The following is a 17723-nucleotide window of genomic DNA, read 5'->3' as shown; positions in this document are numbered from 1 at the left end:
TAAAAAAAGCGACCTTTTAGGTCGCTTTTTTAATGGCTGGAATAACTGGAACAAGCTAAGACGGTTAACAGCCGAAACCGCTAAGACGAAAAGTGCCAAGACGAACGCGGCGCTACAGATGACAGAACGTTCACAAGCTCACTTACGGAACGCTTCGCTGACGATAAAAAAAGATAAAAGATAAAAGATAATCAGCGACTATCTTTTCCGGCTTCACCGCCTTTGTTCAGCTTCTACCAACTTTGTTCGGCTCCTACCGACTTTGTTCGGCTTCTACCGACTTTGTTCAGCTTCTACCGACTTTAGTTCGGCTTCTACCGTCTTTGTTCAGCTTCTACCGACTTTGTTCGGCTTCTACCGACTTTGTTCGGCTTCTACCGACTTTGTTCGGCTTCTACCGACTTTGTTCAGCTTCTACCGACTTTGTTCGGCTTCTACCGACTTTGTTCGGCTTCTACCGACTCTTAATCGGCTCCTATCGTCTTTGTTCGGCTTTAATCCGGCTCTTAATCAGCTCTTACGCTTTTCTCGTTAACTTATAAACCGACTCGGTTAACGAAGACACCTGCTTTTTCACGAAGCGTGGGTTATCACTTAGCACATCATTTGTCACTAAGCATTCAATCTCAAACTTATCACTCATGTTTGCCATGACCCAATCATCCGATACCGCAAATGGCGGACCATTAAGCTCTGCTTGCGGGTAATCTAAGGTAATTAATAGCCCTACACTCCCAATAGGGATCAAGTGAGCAAGTTGCTTTGCGTAGTTAATTCGCATCTCTTCAGGCCAAGCGATTAGCGCTGCTCGATCATAAAAAGCTACGGTACTTGCCATCTCAGCACTGTGCAAAGTGAAAATATCACCTTGATAAATAGTGATCTGTTCGGTGTGGTAACGCCGATGTTCAGCCGTTTTATCGACGCTATAAGGTAGGTCATTATCTTGATAAAACTGCGACACTGCCAGGTCATTTAACTCACAAGCCAGCACATCATGACCTTGTTCAGCTAAAAAACACATGTCTAAAGATTTACCACACAAAGGCACAAACACTTGGGCGCTTGCGGCTAGGTGCAACTGGGGCCAATACTGAATTAATAACGGGTTTACGGCACTGAGATGAAAGCCGATTTGTTGGGCATCCCATTTGTCGTGCCAAAAGCTTGGTTGCATAGCGAAGGTCCTAAAGTATTAAATAGGGTATATCCTAAGGCTTGATATATTTATCGTAAAACAGAAGGGAAACCACCGCCTAGCGATATCTCAAGTTTGGTATACCACGCTTACCTATACTTTAAAGCCAACACTCTAGATTAGCAAAAGGAAAACCAAGCTGATTATTTAGCAGAAATATTTAACGCTTTTTGTACATTTTTCAGCCAGGTACAGTTTTCACATTCACAATGACGACGAGACAAATGGTGTGGACTTAGGCTCGAATCAATAAAATCGACAGCGACGAGTAACTGCTGCTTAATCTCTTCTTCGGTTTTTTGATCGACAGCTATGGTTTCATCATTGTGATTCATCCATGTGCATTCCATTCCTTGATGACAATTGATGCACTGCATGTCGGTATGATTGAAAAATCCCGCATGTGGACATTGATTCAACTCCATCGACTGAAGAATACGCTGCCTAGGATACTCGAGTAACTCGATCAACCGCGACTTATCTAACCCTGACATATAATCACCCTTGTGCAGATTGCACTTACTCAATTAAGTTTATATCTTCCATATTAGTACTGACTTCAAGATTACCTTTCTCTTATTGTTACAGAATTGATGTACATCAATATCTCTTCCGAAATAATTAGTTAGGTGTGACTGACTCCTCCCTTTTAAACAGCAAATTTTTTCTTCTGATTCAATCAGCTTGGACTATCGCGGCTAATGTTGATTTAATAAGGAGCATTAATACTAATTTGTTCATTCAGTGGGAATTAGTATAACAAGGAGTGAGCATTGCAAACGCCCGAACTACAGCACTTTTATATCTCTGAAGAGCAATCGATTTATCTGCTTGCAGCAAATGATGCACGTAAGCATCGCGCGTGGATAAGACTCTGTAAGCAGCAACTCAGTAAGCTCGGCTATGAAGAGTTCGAGTTAGTGGGTAAAGGTGCTTATGGCTTTGTATTTGCGGGGGTTAACGCACAAGGCCAGGCTCATGTTTTTAAATTCTCTCGCTTAACGCTACCGCAGCATGTGCAGGATAGGCTTGAAGAGGAAGCCTTCATGCTGTCTCAGGTCATTCATCCCAATGTGCCCCCAGCAATCAAATTTCAGCATGTGGGTAAGCAAGGTATTCTGGTGATGGCCAGAGCACCAGGAGAGGACTTAGAGCAACTCTGTTTACGTATTGGCGCTCTGCCTGTGGCAATAGTGATGAACATTGCACGCCAATTAGCGGCGATCCTCAAGTATTTACATAATGGCCGACCGCTTATCCATGGCGATATTAAACCGTCAAACCTGGTTTATGATCTGCAAAGCCAACATTTGTCTTTAATTGATTGGGGCTCTGCGGTATTCGCCCAGCGCGACAATGACGGCAATCCCGTAAACGGCAATGTAATGGACTTAATGTCGAGCGATCATCAGCATACTAATGCCCGTATGGGTGATGTGTATTTTATCGGTGAAGAGCAATTGAATGGGGCACTGTCGAGTCCACGATTTGATGAGCAAGGCGTCGCTGCAACACTCTATGCATTAGCCTCCGGTCAAGCCAGTCGCTTTGGCAGTAAAGTCATTCCTGCCACCAGCATTGGCTTACCCGTTGAACTTGCCAAAACGCTGGATGGTATGCTGAGTGAAGATCCTATTCAACGAAAGAAAGCGGGTGATTACTTCGTCAAAAGCATGGCACATAGCCATAGAATGCACCTGCCAGAAATCAATACAGGACCGCTTATCGCTGAGATCCCTGTTTGGGTATTGGCGAGCAATAAAGAAGTTGAAACGGTGAGCTATAGCTCACGTAAAGCCTTTCTAAAAGAGCACAATGCGGACGACCCCATCGCCAAAATGGATGACCTACAGTTAGAGAAATACTACCGTAACTTTATGGCGGGTATGGGCGATACTGAAAAAGGGTTTATCGCCGCGGTGGGGCGTTTAGCGCAATATGACATCGTTGGTGGCTTGGCTATTCATTGGCGAGAAAACGGGGTATTTATTGATTCTAATCTTGCGTTATATAATGAAAGTCAGAAGAAAGCCTTAACAATCTCGGTCAATAACATGGTCACTCTGGCCTGCGGCATTCACCGTATCGGGGTATTTAAAGCCTGTTTCTTTAACGCCAGAGATACTCTGCATATTGAGCGGGAAGACAGCCAGCAACCCTTTATCATGGCTTGCGAACAACAGCTCCCTTTTGAAGTCGGTGATGTGCCCTCTTTGGAAGATCGATCCAGACTGCACTCTTACTTTGAAGATGGTCGCGATCCAGAGGAAAATTTAGAACTTCCAAAAGAGATCATGACTGAACTTGCGATAATCAACCAGATCCATCATACCGGCTGCATCATCTTCGAAGCACTGCCTAACCACATGAAGATCCACAGCTACTTACGCTTGCTTAACCCGAGAAAACAAGCGGCATTTCGTGGCTGTTTAGACCGAATTTTAAGTCATGTCGATAAAATACAAGGCAAAGGGGTATCAGGATTTATGAAACTTCCCTATAAAAACACCCGCAAATTTAACCATGTAGAACGTAAACCGGATCTCTTTTATCCGCGAAATCCGAAACAGGGCTAACGCTATGGTTTAGATTTAGGTTCTGGTTTATCAGCTGGATGTTTGTTGTCGTCCTCATCAAAATCGCTTTCAACTTGGTGGGTTTCAGGACGTTTATCACTAGGATCCACTTTGCGTTCAAAGTCACCATCAAAAGTGTTGTTATCATCAAAGGGTGATTGACCACCTTGCTGACCAAATGGATTACCTTGGCCGCCCATGCCAGCGCCTGGACCAAAACCCGCCTGAAAGCCGCCATTGGCTTTAACTTTAAGCTGCATTCGCTTGTAGAAATAACCCGCGACAGGAATTCGAGTAAAGGGGGTTAACAAAATCAAGCCCAGAAAATCGGTGACAAAACCGGGAATAAGCAACAGTAGACCTGCGACCGCTAACATCATGCCCTCAACAATTTCCTGCCCTGGCGCTTCGCCACGAGCCATCTTTTGTTGTACTTGCATCAAGGTGCTAATACCTTGACTTCGCACTAACGACACGCCGACCACGGCGGTAAAAATAACCAATCCCACGGTGGTCCAACTGCCGAAGGCTTCACCCACTCGGATCAGTACAGATAGCTCCATTACAGGCACTAAAACAAAAATTATTAACAAAATAAAAAACACACTGACCTCACATTTTTTTGTGGTGATGAAAACTAAATTGGGGTTAGTCGGTCTATTTTCAAGTCGCATAGCCAACTCTCGCCTAATACAGGGTTGAATTATGACAATAAACGGGTGAATCGCTAGTGTTTAAGCTGAAATGCCTAAGCATTTGTAAGCAAAAACTACTGGTATCACTATTTTAGCAATGCCTTAATGCATGCTTTAGGCAAAACACGTAAAGTACCGTTAGTGGTAATCGCAGCAACAAGCTTACCTCAATAACCTTAAAGCAGGTTTAATCTGTGCAGTGCACATTGAGCAAGCCATCAACAGGAAAGATGTGTTTAATGGACAATGAATTCTTACTGGTAATGACCACCAGCCCAGACGAAGCGTTGGCTAAATCTTTAGCTCACACGCTAGTACAGGGCAAACTTGCTGCATGTGTACAGATCTCATCCTTGATGACATCCGTATATGAATGGCAAGGTGAGATTTGTGAAGAAAAAGAGTTCTGTTTACAGATTAAGTGTCTCGCCAAGCACTACGCAGCGATTGAAACTGCAGTATTGGAACTGCATCCCTACGATGTTCCCGAGCTAATAGCAGTACCTGTAACACAGGGATTGCCAGCCTATTTTGATTGGATAAAAGAAACCACACAGCCATGAAAAAAATCATTACTCTGTTTTTAGCCTCCCTGCTACTGCTTAGCCCGTTAGCGCATGCCGAAAACATTTTCAATACCAATAAATTCTCCTTTTTAAAGGGCGAACCTGAACTGATGCCTGTCGATCAAGCATTTGTTTTCGACTTTCAACAAGAAGGCAATAAGGTCAAAATCAGCTGGGTTATTGCCGACGGCTACTACATGTACCGCGACAAACTCAAGTTTGAAGCTGATGGCGCAGTACTGGGCGAAATAGCGCTGCCTAAAGGTAAGTCTCACAACGACGAGTACTTTGGCGAGCAAGAAGTTTATTACTCTTATGTCGAAATGCCGGTTGCAATAAAAGAAGCGGCGGCGGGAGACACACTCAACGTCACCTTTATGGGTTGCGCCGAAGGTAAGCTCTGCTTCCCACCGACCAAACGCACCGCAGTGCTAACCGAAGTTAGCGCCAATGACGGCATACTCGATATACCCGGTAGCGAGGCCACTGCCGCTAGCGATACCGACGTTGTCCCAATTACACAACAAGATAGCTTAAACCAAATGCTTGCAGGCGATAGCCTTATTTGGACCTTGGTGATCTTCTTTGGTTTGGGCATTGGACTGGCATTAACGCCGTGTGTGTTCCCGATGTATCCCATTTTGTCAGGCATCATTGTCGGCCAAGGAGAAAAGCTCTCTACCGCTAAAGCCTTTGGCTTGTCGATGGTTTATGTCCAAGGTATGGCAATCACCTACTCGTTAGTAGGACTTGTTGTTGCCTCCGCTGGCATGAAATATCAAGCGGCGTTGCAGCACCCGGCTGTACTGATTGTGCTGGCGATATTATTCTTCGTTTTAAGCTTATCAATGTTTGGCTTGTACGATCTTAAACTGCCATCGAAGTGGCAAGAGAAGATGAATTCAATATCGAACAGCCAAAAAGGCGGCAACGTCATTGGCGTGTTCTTGATGGGCGTTATCTCAGGATTAGTCGCCTCGCCTTGTACTACGGCTCCCTTATCTGGTGCACTCATTTATGTGGCACAAACTGGCGATCTACTGCAAGGCTTCTTAGCGCTATATGTGTTGAGTATGGGCATGGGAATACCGCTGCTTATTATCGGTACCTCTGGCGGAAAAATTCTACCAAGAGCCGGGCGCTGGATGGATATCATCAAGACCATTTTTGGTTTCCTACTGATTGCGGTCTCTATCGTCATGCTAGGGCGAATTTGGCCAGGCTTTATCTCCGATGTCTTATGGTCACTTTGGGGCGTTGTTTTTGTCGGTTACCTAATGCATCAAAATAAGCTAACGGAATTTAGCTGGAAACAAACCACCCGAGCAATACTACTGTTGCTTATTTTCCTTGGGAGTTTCTCCTATGGTATGCAAGCTGTTATGAATCATTTTGGCTTTACGTCTCATGCCAACGCTAACCTAACTTCAGCGCAGCAAAGCCATACATTTAAGCGTATTAAGTCGCTTGAAGATCTCGACAGTGAGATTGCAGCAGCTTCAGCACAAGGTAAAACAGTGATGTTAGATCTCTACGCTGACTGGTGTGTTGCTTGTAAAGAGTTTGAAGCCATCACCTTCAAAGATGAAGCGGTAATGGCACGTATGGACAAGATGGTACTGCTACAAGCTGACGTCACTAAAAGCGATGATATCGATGTTGCTCTACTAGAGTATTACGACGTTTTAGGCTTACCAACACTGCTCATGTTTGATGAAAGCGGCGCCATAAGAGATGACTTAAGAGTGACCGGTTTTATGCGTCCTAAAGCATTTGCCGAACACCTTGATCATCTGGTGAAGTAACAACACAAAATTAGGCCTCTGTACTAAATTACCCTTTCATTTGGGCATTTGGCAGAGGCTTTTTTATATCCATAATTTGCATCTCTTTTTTGACTTGCTTGTTAATTTATAGCAGCTGCCCAACATCTACCTTCAGCCGATAACAAACTATAAATATTTACTAATTTTCAGTTCAACTTCATAAACTTCTAGTACAATGGTGCATCAATATAAGCTTTGCAAGGAGCACCATGGAACCCGCTATACTCATTATCACCTTAGCCTGCGGCATGTTAGTTAGCCGTGTGGGGCTGCCCCCATTGATCGGCTATTTAGTAGCGGGATTTGTGTTGTTTCTGTTTGGGATTGAAGAATCCAGCCTACCCATGTTAGAACAATTGGCTAACTTGGGCGTCACCCTACTTTTGTTTGCCATTGGCCTTAAACTGGATATTCGCAGTTTATTTAAAGTAGAAGTTTGGGCAGGCTCCAGCCTGCATCTGCTTGGCTCCATGCTGTTTTTCATTCCACTGTTGAAGCTATTAGGCTTACTCGGCTTAGAGCAACTGACCGGGCTTGAACTAAACCAGCTCGGGTTGTTAGCATTTGCCTTGAGTTTTTCGAGTACCATTCTTGCAGTAAAAATCTTAGAAGATAAAGGTGATATGGAATCCCTTTATGGACGCGTTGCGATTGGTATCTTGATTATGCAAGATATCTTTGCCGTCGCTTTTTTGACGATTTCTAAAGGGGATATCCCCTCATATTGGGCGCTAGGGTTGTTGTTACTTCCCTTAGCAAAACCACTAATTTACAAGTTATTTGACCGCGTTGGACACGGTGAGCTGCTGGTCCTTTTCGGCTTAGTCATGGCGTTAGTGATGGGCGCATGGTTATTTGAAATAGTCGGCCTAAAGCCGGATCTCGGCGCGCTGGTCATTGGTATTCTATTGGCGGGACACCCAAAGTCATCAGAGCTGGCAAAGTCACTGTTTTACTTTAAAGAGCTCTTCTTAGTCGCCTTTTTCCTTACCGTGGGTCTCAATGGTCTCCCCTCCTTCTCAGATATCGGCTTAGCGGCGATATTGGTACTCGTGGTACCGATAAAAATCATGTTATTCCTCTATCTGTTAACGCACTTTAAATTGCGTTCACGTACCTCGCTGCTAACGTCCTTTAGCCTAGGTAATTACAGTGAGTTTGGCTTAATTGTTGCTGCTGTCGCCACCTCAAAAGGCTGGTTACCATCGCAATGGATGGTCATTTTAGCCGTCGCGTTAAGTTTTAGCTTTTTGTTTTCTGCACCGCTAAATATTGCTGCTAATCGACTTTATCAAAAATACCAACGTCGATTACAACGACTAGAGAAACACCCGTTACATCCAGAAGACCGCCCTATCCTTGTAGGTAATCCAAGGTTTCTTATTCTGGGTATGGGCCGAATTGGTTCGGGTGCATATGACGAGTTAAGGGTGCAATATGAAGGGGAAATCCTTGGCGTTGAACACAAGCAAGAGTTGGTCGACTTTCACCATAAACAAGGGCGTAATGTGGTTCAAGGGGATGCCTCTGATACAGACTTTTGGGAGAAACTGGATAAAGCCCCTAATCTAGAATTAGTGTTACTGGCAATGCCGCATCACGTAGGTAACCTATTTGCAGTTGAGCAGCTTAAGCGCCTAGATTACCAAGGTAAACTGAGTGCTATCGTGCAGTATAAAGAAGATGCTGATGCCCTGAGTGAATCAGGTGTGCACAGTGTTTATAACCTATACGAAGCGGCGGGTGCGGGTTTTGTTGATCATGTGGTCAAAGAGTTACTCAGCCCTCAAGGCGCTGTACCTGATCACCCCGAAGCTGTGAATCACCCTCGAAGTGACCGTTAACTCACCTTTACAGGCTGATAAAGTATACACCTAGATATATTGTATACATTATTCTTACTATCACGTATGTTGTTTGGCACAATAAAAATAATGCCAAATAACATACGATGCTAACCAAAAATAACAATCAACCGTTCATAGCCTTAACTTGTCAGCCAAGCACGCAATATTTTTACGCTAAGTTGATTGGGTTAATTATGCTAAGCCTAGTGAGCCAATTCTCACAAGCTCAAGCTGAGCGATGGCAAGACCACCTTATTTTCGAACAAAACAAACAAGCTCCCCACGCCAGTTTTTTTGCTTACTCATCGTTCTCAAAAGCGCTCGATGATGATTACAAAGCCAGTGGCAACTTCCTCGACCTTAATGGCCGTTGGCAATTTCATTACGCCAAGAACCCCTTCTCTACCCCTGTGGATTTTGCACAAAAAGACGCTAACCTAGATGATTGGCAAAGCATTCTGGTGCCGGGTAATTGGGAAACTCAAGGCTTTGGTCACGCCATCTACTTAGATGAGCGTTACCCTTTTACCACCACTTGGCCAGATGCCCCCGAAGATCATAACCCGACAGGCAGCTATCGACGTCATTTTGAGCTGCCTAAGGCGTGGCAGCACAAACAGGTATTCTTGCATATTGGTGCCGCACGCTCTGCATTGAGTGCGCATATCAATGGCGTTGAAGTCGGGTATAGCCAAGGCGCTAAAACCCCAGCTGAATTTGATCTTACGCCCTACCTTCAGCAAGGTGACAACCTCATCGCGCTGCAAATAATACGCTGGAGCGATGCCAGCTACCTTGAAAGCCAAGACATGTTGCGGGTCAGTGGCATTGAACGAGATGTCTATCTGTACGCCACCGAGAAACAACGTATCGCTGATATTGATGCCGGCTACACACTCAGCCAAGATCTCTCTAACGCCAATATGGCCATTAACATTAAACTTAATAACCATGCAAAAGCGGCCATAGAGACGCAGCAGCTCAGCCTTCACTATCAACTGATTTCTCCGCAAGGCATTAGCATCAAACAAGGCGAGCAAGCTGTCTCAGCATTTAATGAACATCATAACCAAATCATTGATTTCAAAGTTCAGCAGCCCAACCTTTGGAGCGCTGAAACACCGGCACTCTATCAACTACTTCTGAGCCTTAAAGCGGCTGACGGTAAGCTCCTACAAGCAAGCAGTCAAAAAGTAGGCTTTCGCCGCATCGAAATAAAAGCGGGTCAGCTGTTAGTTAACAATAAAGCCATTACCATCCGCGGTGTCGATAGACACGAAACTGACCCAGACCATGGCCATGTTGTCAGCCGTGCCAGCATGGAAACTGACATTCGCTTAATGAAGCAAAATAATATTAATGCTGTGCGCTCCAGCCACTATCCTAACGACCCTTATTGGCTCAGCTTAACCGACAAATATGGGCTGTATGTCATTGATGAAGCCAATATCGAATCTCACCCACTGGCGATTAATGAAAATACACAGCTAGGCAATACCATGAGCTGGTTGCCCGCCCATAAAGCACGGGTAGAGCGTATGGTCGAGCGAGATAAAAATCACCCTTCGATTATCATCTGGTCTTTGGGTAACGAAGCGGGTGAAGGCACATTATTCGAAGCATTATACGATTGGGTAAAGCTGCGCGATCCAAGCCGCCCAGTGCAATATGAACCTGCGGGACAACATGCCTATACCGATATTGTCGCCCCTATGTATCCGTCCATTGAACGACTGACAAAATATGCCAAGGAACATACAGATCGCCCGCTGATCATGATCGAATATGCCCATGCTATGGGTAATTCGGTGGGTAACCTACAAGACTATTGGGATGTAATTGAACGCTACCCACAGCTACAAGGCGGCTTTATTTGGGACTGGGTTGATCAGTCTTTGGCCTTTAGCAACAAAAATGGCCAGCGTTATTGGGCTTACGGCAAAGATTATCATCCTGATATGCCAACCGATGGTAATTTTCTCAATAATGGTTTGGTTGATCCAGATCGCAACCCACACCCGCACCTCAGTGAAGTCAAAAAGGTGTACCAACCACTGCGTTTCAATCAATTTGTAGCCGCGACGAAGACAATGAGCTTTGAGCTCGAAAATCGCTATGACTTTATAGACACTCAAGGGCTGCGTTTAAAATGGACTGTTGAGCAAGATGGTAGTGAGTTTAGCAGCGGCGTAATGGCGGTGCCTATGGTTGAAGCGGGGCAATCTAAACTCATCACTTTGCCCATTGGGCGTTCGCGCTTCAATAAACAGCATGAATACCTTGTGTTATTAGAGGTACTCGTCGATAAACCACAACCCATGCTGCCCACCGACCATCGCATCGCTTTTGCCCAATTTCCACTGCAACAAGCAACCGCTAAGCCGCAAAAATTAGCTAAGGTCATCACTGAACATGACCAATTTTGGCAATTAGGCGGCAATGAGACACTGTATTTCATCTCCAAAAAAACCGGTTGGCTCGCCGATATTAAGCAAAATAGCCAATCGCAATTAACGGCCCCATTAATGGCTAACTTTTGGCGCGCCCCTACTGACAACGACTTGGGTAACCAAATGCCTAAGTGGGCTGGTGCATGGCAAGATGCCGCTCAGGAGCTGACGCTGATTTCGATTAAGCGCAGTGACCCATACAGCATTGAGGTTATTCAGCACCACGCTACGCTCGATTTTACGCTTAGCAGTCGCTACCAAATTAGCACTGATAAGCAGTTGCTAGTACAGAGCAAATTCATTCCAGGCGATATTGAACTTGCCGATCTACCGCGCTTTGGCTTTCAAACACAGCTGCCTTTCAGTCAGCGCTTTATGCATTACTTTGGGCGTGGTCCTGAAGAGACCTATGCTGATAGAAAATCAGGTAACCCTATCAGCTGGTTTGCACTGTCTATTGATAAAGCCTTTCACCGTTACTCTAGACCACAAGAAACAGGCCAAAGAACCGACGTACGCTATGTGGCGGTAACAGATGCTAACGGTAATGGCTTGCTGGCAAAAGCAGGACACGCAAGCGAGACACTACAAACCAGTCTGTGGCCTTTTGCCCAAGCGGATATCGACTTTAGACAAGGCGATGCCTCAGGTTCAGCGTCAGGACTGGTGCCCGTAACCACTAACCATGGCGCAGAGATCCCTATTCGGGATTTTGTCACTTGGAATATTGATTATAAGCAGATGGGCGTAGGTGGGGACACATCATGGGGCAGGCAAGTTCATCAGCCTTATCGCATTAAAGCCCAGCCGATGCAGTTCAATTTTAGTATTGAGCCTGTGGCTGCTAACAGTGACATTCAACACCAAGCAAGAACAAAACCTTAATCACAGGGAATAATTCGAACCTAAAGTCAGTTGTTAATTGGACCTAGGGGGAAGATATTGATAATAAAGGATAGACATGGAACAAGTTATTCAGCTGGTCATATTTTTGGGGTTAACAGCATTAGTCGGCCTAATCACTTATCTGAAGTGCCGTAAAATAGTGCGAGACAGCAGCGACAGCAAAGACTACTTTCTTGCTGGCGGCGGCTTAAGCTGGTTTGTCGTTGCAGGTTCACTCATGATGACCAATATCAGTGCCGAGCAGATTGTGGGCATGAATGGCGCCCAAACCCTATTGATTGCCTGGTGGGAAATCTCCGCAGCAATTGGCTTAATCATTCTCGCTAAGTGGCTGATCCCCATCTACTACAAGTACAATTGCACCACTACAACTGAGTTACTTGAGCGTAAATACAATGACAAAGGGATCCGCGCAATGGTCTCAGTGCTGTTTATGCTTGGCTATGCCTTTATCTTGCTTCCTGTAGTGCTTTATACCGGCTCACTGTTTATGAAGTCAATGTTTGGTTTATCCATTTCAGTCATCGCTCTAGCCATTATTTTTGCCATTGTGGGTGCCATCTATGCCATTTTCGGCGGACTACGCGCGATTGCGATATCCGATAGTTTAAATGGCATTGGCTTGATACTCATGGGCATTGTGGTGTCTTATCTAGCATTAAACGCCGTCAACTGGGATCTCTCTGGTGTGCCCATTGAGCGACTGACACTGATCGGTGATGACCAATCTGATATTCCATGGCACACCTTGCTGACCGGCATGATCTTCATTCAAATATTCTACTGGGGCACCAATATGGTGATCACCCAACGAGCGTTAGCGGCAAAGTCTGTCGAAGAAGCACAAAAAGGCCTCTATGCCGCAGTAGTGATGAAACTGATCATTCCAATTATCGTCGTGTTACCCGGCATTGTGGCTTACAAACTATACGGAGACATAGGTGATGTGGCCTACGGTAGATTAGTCGGCGATATACTACCAAGTTGGATGTCTGGCGCATTTGCCGCCGTAATGGCAGGTGCGGTATTGAGTTCATTCAATTCATGTTTGAACTCAGCAGCCGCATTGTATACCTGTGACATCCACCAAAATTATATCAACCCAAACGCTAATGTGAAAAAGATTGGGACTCGGGTTGCTCTCGTCTTTACCCTAATATCGGTGGCATTGGTGCCTGTATTTGCAGAATCGAAGAGCATTATCTCTTTGCTGCAACAGCTTAATGGCTTGTACTCCATGCCAGTGTTGGCAGCATTTATTTGTGCGCTGGTGTTTAAGAATGTCAGTGCCAAGGCGATTAAAGTCGGTTTAGTATTTGGGGTATTAGTTTATGCAGTGTTTACCTTTATTTGGAGCCCATTCCACTTTATCCACATGATGGCCATCACTCTCGTTGCCACTATTTCAATGACACTGTTTTTAAGTCGATTTGTGTTCTCAGCGCAAGCAGACATCACTCCGCTGACGGCTAACTCATAGCCAAAAAGAATCGCAGGGTCTGTGCATTACAGCCCTATTAAACACATAATATAAAGGATTAGTGAGATGTTTGATCGTGATGACCACCCCCACAGACGTTTTAACCCGCTAACCGAGCAGTGGGTGTTGGTTTCCCCACATCGAGCAAAACGTCCTTGGCAAGGGCAAAGGGAGTCAACAAGGGTAACGACCACCAGCAAATACAATGCTGAATGTTACCTTTGCCCTGGCAACAAAAGAATGAGTGGCGAGCGAAATCCAGAATATAGTTCACCGTTTGTATTTGCTAACGATTTCCCGGCACTCACATCAGACACGCCGCCCGCACAGCAAGATGATCCACTTTTTGCGTTGCAATCTGTTACTGGCACCAGCCGGGTTATCTGCTTCTCTGCCGATCATAGCCACACCCTACCTAAGCTTTCTATTGCACAACTTAGCGCTGTATTCGAATGCCTCGCCAAAGAAGTCAGCGAGCTAGGTAAACACTATCCTTGGGTGCAAGTGTTCGAAAACAAAGGGGCGGCAATGGGGTGCTCCAACCCACATCCCCACGGCCAAATATGGGCCGTCAGCGAGTTGCCTAATGAGGCTGTAACCGAGACCCGTACACAATTGGCATATTATCAACGTCATCAACGCAAAATGTTGTTTGACTATGCCAGTAAAGAAATAGCCAACACCGAGCGAGTCGTCATAAACAATGATGACTGGCTAGTGGTGGTGCCTTGGTGGGCGACTTGGCCATTTGAAACCCTGATTTTACCGCGCTTTGAAGTCGCTCACTTAGACAAACTTACGACCAGCCAGCAAGTTTCATTAGCGACCATAATCAAGTCATTAATGACACGATACGACAACTTGTTTAACACCAGTTTCCCCTATTCTATGGGCTGGCATGGAGCCCCGTTTGACCAGCAACCTCACCTGGAGTGGCAATTGCATGGGCATGTGTATCCCCCTCTACTGCGCAGTGCCGATGTAAAGAAATTTATGGTGGGTTACGAGATGCTAGCTGAAAGCCAGCGAGACTTAACAGCTGAACAAGCCGCAAGCCTACTACGAGCTCAGTCTGAAGTTCACTATGAAAATCAATAAAAAACTCAGTTACATATCAGGTAAAGTCGTGATATAAAGCTGATGAAGTGTAAATAAACATTACAGCTCACGGACAGAGTAACCCAGTAAACGGTTTATTCACTTTCATTAGCAAACGACTTTACGCCGCCACTAAACAGTTAGGTACAAACCGCTTGTTAAACATTAAACGATTATTAATAAGCTAAAGCAGATATCGCTTTCAACAGAATGACAACTTTCGGAAAAGTAAACCATGTCCAATCCAGCTCAACGAGCCAATAAACTTTTTGTACAAACATTCGGCACCCTAGCTGATACGCTCTATTTTGCTCCCGGAAGAGTCAATTTAATAGGCGAACATACCGACTACAATGACGGTTTTGTGTTGCCAGCAGCGATAAACTTTCACACCATCATTGCCATAAAGCGTCGTGAAGACAGCCAGTTTCGCGCAGTTTCTGATGCCTTTCCTGGCGAGATGAAAGAATGGACCTTCGGTGAAGAAGGTAACAAACCAGAGTCACCAGAATGGGCTGATTACCTTAAAGGCTTTAGCTCGGCTATGGCGATATCAGGCCTCGCAACCAAAGGTATGGACTTAGCGATAGTCAGTAACGTGCCTCTCGGTGCAGGCCTCTCCTCTTCTGCCGCGCTAGAGATTGCTTTTGGGACAGCGATTAATGATGTAAACCAAATACAACTGTCACCTCTGGCGATTGCCCAACTGGCTCAGCGCGGTGAAAATCACTACGTGGGTTGTGCATGCGGTATTATGGATCAAATGATCAGTGCGCTGGGTCAGCAAGATCACGCATTATTAATAGACTGCCTTGATCTCGATAGCGAGGCTGTCAGTATCCCCGAAAACTTAAGCCTGATTATTATCAACTCTAATGTTAAACGGGGTCTGGTTGAGTCTGAATACAACCTGCGCCGCGAACAATGTGAACAAGTTGCTGAGCACTTCCAACTAGACTCGCTGCGTCACCTTGAACTCGCCGACCTTGAAGCGGCAAAAGACCAGCTCAGTGATGTACATTATCGACGTGCTAAACATGTCATTACCGAGAACCGTCGTACTCAAAATGCCGCATGGGCACTGGAGTCGGGCAACATTTCGCAGCTAAGCACATTAATGGCCGAGTCACATATCTCTATGCGTGATGATTTTGAAATCACCGTACCGGAAATTGATTTTCTGGTTGAGATAGTATCGAGTGTCATCGCCGAAAGAGGGGGGGTACGGATGACTGGCGGCGGTTTTGGTGGCTGTGTCGTCGCCTTAGTCGATCATGAATTGACCGATGCTGTCGTCGAAATCGTTGAACAACAATATTTGGAAAAAACAGGCATAGAAGCCACTATCTACTTATGTTCCGCATCGGATGGGGCCAAACGGCTCGATAACTAACTTGGTAACTAGCTCGACAATAAGCACGGTAATCAGGCACTAACAGCTGGCGAGATGAATACGTATTCATCTCGCTAAATCAAAATATTAACCGCAACATAGCACGCTGTAAAACTTCGCTTTTAACAAGGATAAACCATGGTACGCTTTCGCCCTCTAGCCCCTTGGAACGATCCTCGCGGTGACCAAGTTGAACGGATTATCATTGACAACGGCATCCTCGCGTTAGAGGTTCTGAGCTTAGGCGGGATCATTCGATCATTGTGGACCCCAGACCGAGATGGCGAGCGTGGCAATATCGTTTTAGGTTGTGACTCGGTCAGTGACTATTTAGCCCAAGATGCACATCTAGGCGCTATTGCTGGCCGTTATGCCAACCGCATTGCCCACGGTAAATTCTCAGCAGATGGTCAGCAATATCAACTTGATATCAATCAAGCCAGCAATTGTCTACATGGCGGTAAAGAGGGGTTTAATCGTAAGCACTGGCATTTAGGTCAACTGCCAGATGGGGTTCGCTTAAGCTTGGTGAGCCCCGATGGCGATATGGGTTTTCCCGGCAAGTGCACTGTTCAATTAGACTATCGCCTTGTGGGAAAGAACCTTTACATAGAGATGCTGGCAAGTACCGACAAAACCTGTCCAATAAGCCTCACGCAGCATAGTTACTTTAACTTAGACGGTAGCAACAGCAGTTTACAACACGCTCTGCAAGTAGACTCAAACCAGTATCTGGCGATGAACGATGTTGGTGTACCCACTCAAATTTGTGAAACCGTCAATAGTGCCCTCGATCTGCATCAAGCCACACAGTTACAGTCGTTTATAGGTGCAGAAGAGTTTACTGCCACATCAGGGATTGATCATTGTTACTTATTACCCCAAACCGAACCACAACTGCAAAGATTTGGTCGTTTGAGTTCGGTAATAAGTGGCCGTGGTATGACGCTCTACACTAACCAACCGAGTGTTCAGGTCTACGGCGCTAACTTTTTGCAGGGTACGATAGGAAAAAACCAACAGCGGTTATCGCAATATCAAGCCGTATGTTTAGAACCTCAACAAATACCGGATGCACCTAACCAACCCGAAATAGCAGGTGACGGCTTAACGAGACCAGGCAAAATTTATCATCATATTAGCCGCTATCAGTTTGATAGCGAAGCTTAAAAAAATAGCGCTAAAGCGCTGTTTCTCGTTAGACTAACGATGTTAGTCATCCAAATCATCATTTGACCAACCACGATCAAAATCATCGTCATTAGTTGATTCTGTCTCTAACTCTGCTTCTGGCTCAATAATGGGTTCAGGTTTTGGTTTTTTAGTCACGCTTGCCTTAGGATTATTCGCTTCTACCCAGCCTGAATGCTTCTCCATAAATGCTTCTCGAGCAACATTCCACGCCGCTCCGTAATGTTCTTCCGCGGTTGCTAAGGCCGCAGCCGATAGCTCATGCAAATGAGGTTTAACAATCCCTTCCTCATACTCAATAATAGCGTCACGCGTCGTGTTATAAAAGTAGACTCTACCCGCCGGAGCCTCGGGGAATTGTGTGTCATAAATGACCACGGTATTACCACGTGAGGTGATCAGTTCACCGTACCAAACTGGTTTTTTTGACGAATTATACATCGATGCCAATGCCCTTGAATCAACACATACCCAAAAAATATAAAGTAAATATTGCT

Annotated in this window: 13 protein-coding genes; 9 read left to right on the top strand and 4 right to left on the bottom strand. The window is 45.4% G+C overall.

The features are described from left to right. Positions 1-517 precede the first annotated feature (517 nt). Complete coding sequence (locus CXF82_RS20830; protein ID WP_102044877.1) at positions 518-1177, bottom strand: thiopurine S-methyltransferase; 660 nt, start codon at positions 1175-1177, stop codon at positions 518-520. Between the two features lie 164 nt (positions 1178-1341). Beyond that, positions 1342-1692, bottom strand: a complete 351-nt coding sequence (locus CXF82_RS20825) for a hypothetical protein (RefSeq protein WP_101092418.1) — start codon at positions 1690-1692, stop codon at positions 1342-1344. Positions 1693-1971: 279 nt separating this feature from the next. Here CXF82_RS20825 and CXF82_RS20820 point away from each other — a divergent pair, with 279 nt between their 5' ends. Next, complete coding sequence (locus CXF82_RS20820) at positions 1972-3774, top strand: serine/threonine protein kinase (protein ID WP_101092420.1); 1803 nt, start codon at positions 1972-1974, stop codon at positions 3772-3774. Positions 3775-3776: 2 nt separating this feature from the next. On the opposite strand, the gene CXF82_RS20815 is transcribed toward CXF82_RS20820, so the two are convergent. Further along, on the bottom strand, positions 3777-4379 hold the full coding sequence (locus CXF82_RS20815; RefSeq protein ID WP_101092480.1) for an FxsA family protein: 603 nt from the start codon (positions 4377-4379) through the stop codon (positions 3777-3779). A gap of 329 nt (positions 4380-4708) precedes the next feature. Here CXF82_RS20815 and cutA point away from each other — a divergent pair, with 329 nt between their 5' ends. The 8 genes from cutA to CXF82_RS20775 all read left to right on the top strand — a co-directional run bounded on the left by cutA (position 4709) and on the right by CXF82_RS20775 (position 17205). Continuing rightward, positions 4709-5032, top strand: a complete 324-nt coding sequence (gene cutA / locus CXF82_RS20810; RefSeq protein WP_101092422.1) for a divalent-cation tolerance protein CutA — start codon at positions 4709-4711, stop codon at positions 5030-5032. Further along, positions 5029-6840 carry a protein-disulfide reductase DsbD gene (locus CXF82_RS20805; protein ID WP_101092424.1) on the top strand — a complete coding sequence of 604 codons (1812 nt, stop codon included), beginning with the start codon at positions 5029-5031 and terminating at the stop codon, positions 6838-6840. Before cutA ends, CXF82_RS20805 begins: the two co-directional genes overlap by 4 nt. Positions 6841-7070: 230 nt before the next feature. Beyond that, a complete protein-coding gene (locus tag CXF82_RS20800) occupies positions 7071-8705 on the top strand; it encodes a cation:proton antiporter family protein (RefSeq protein ID WP_101092426.1) in 1635 nt (544 codons plus the stop codon). Positions 8706-8902: 197 nt separating this feature from the next. Then, a complete protein-coding gene (locus CXF82_RS20795; RefSeq protein WP_102044893.1) occupies positions 8903-12043 on the top strand; it encodes a glycoside hydrolase family 2 TIM barrel-domain containing protein in 3141 nt (1046 codons plus the stop codon). Positions 12044-12119: 76 nt separating this feature from the next. Next, on the top strand, positions 12120-13544 hold the full coding sequence (locus CXF82_RS20790; protein ID WP_101092428.1) for a solute:sodium symporter family transporter: 1425 nt from the start codon (positions 12120-12122) through the stop codon (positions 13542-13544). 66 nt (positions 13545-13610) lie between these two features. Continuing rightward, positions 13611-14642 (top strand): UDP-glucose--hexose-1-phosphate uridylyltransferase, encoded by a 1032-nt coding sequence (locus CXF82_RS20785; RefSeq protein WP_102039566.1) that lies wholly within the window; start codon positions 13611-13613, stop codon positions 14640-14642. A 235-nt stretch (positions 14643-14877) separates the two neighbouring features. Beyond that, on the top strand, positions 14878-16035 hold the full coding sequence (galK, locus tag CXF82_RS20780; RefSeq protein ID WP_101092432.1) for a galactokinase: 1158 nt from the start codon (positions 14878-14880) through the stop codon (positions 16033-16035). A 138-nt stretch (positions 16036-16173) separates the two neighbouring features. Then, a complete protein-coding gene (locus CXF82_RS20775; RefSeq protein ID WP_101092434.1) occupies positions 16174-17205 on the top strand; it encodes an aldose epimerase family protein in 1032 nt (343 codons plus the stop codon). Between the two features lie 42 nt (positions 17206-17247). On the opposite strand, the gene CXF82_RS20770 is transcribed toward CXF82_RS20775, so the two are convergent. Continuing rightward, positions 17248-17667 carry a hypothetical protein gene (locus CXF82_RS20770; RefSeq protein WP_102039564.1) on the bottom strand — a complete coding sequence of 140 codons (420 nt, stop codon included), beginning with the start codon at positions 17665-17667 and terminating at the stop codon, positions 17248-17250. Between the last annotated feature and the right edge of the window lie 56 nt (positions 17668-17723).

The sequence above is a fragment of the Shewanella sp. GutDb-MelDb genome (assembly GCF_002836075.1).
Lineage (GTDB): Bacteria > Pseudomonadota > Gammaproteobacteria > Enterobacterales > Shewanellaceae > Shewanella.
This window is presented reverse-complemented; position numbering and strand designations above follow the sequence as displayed.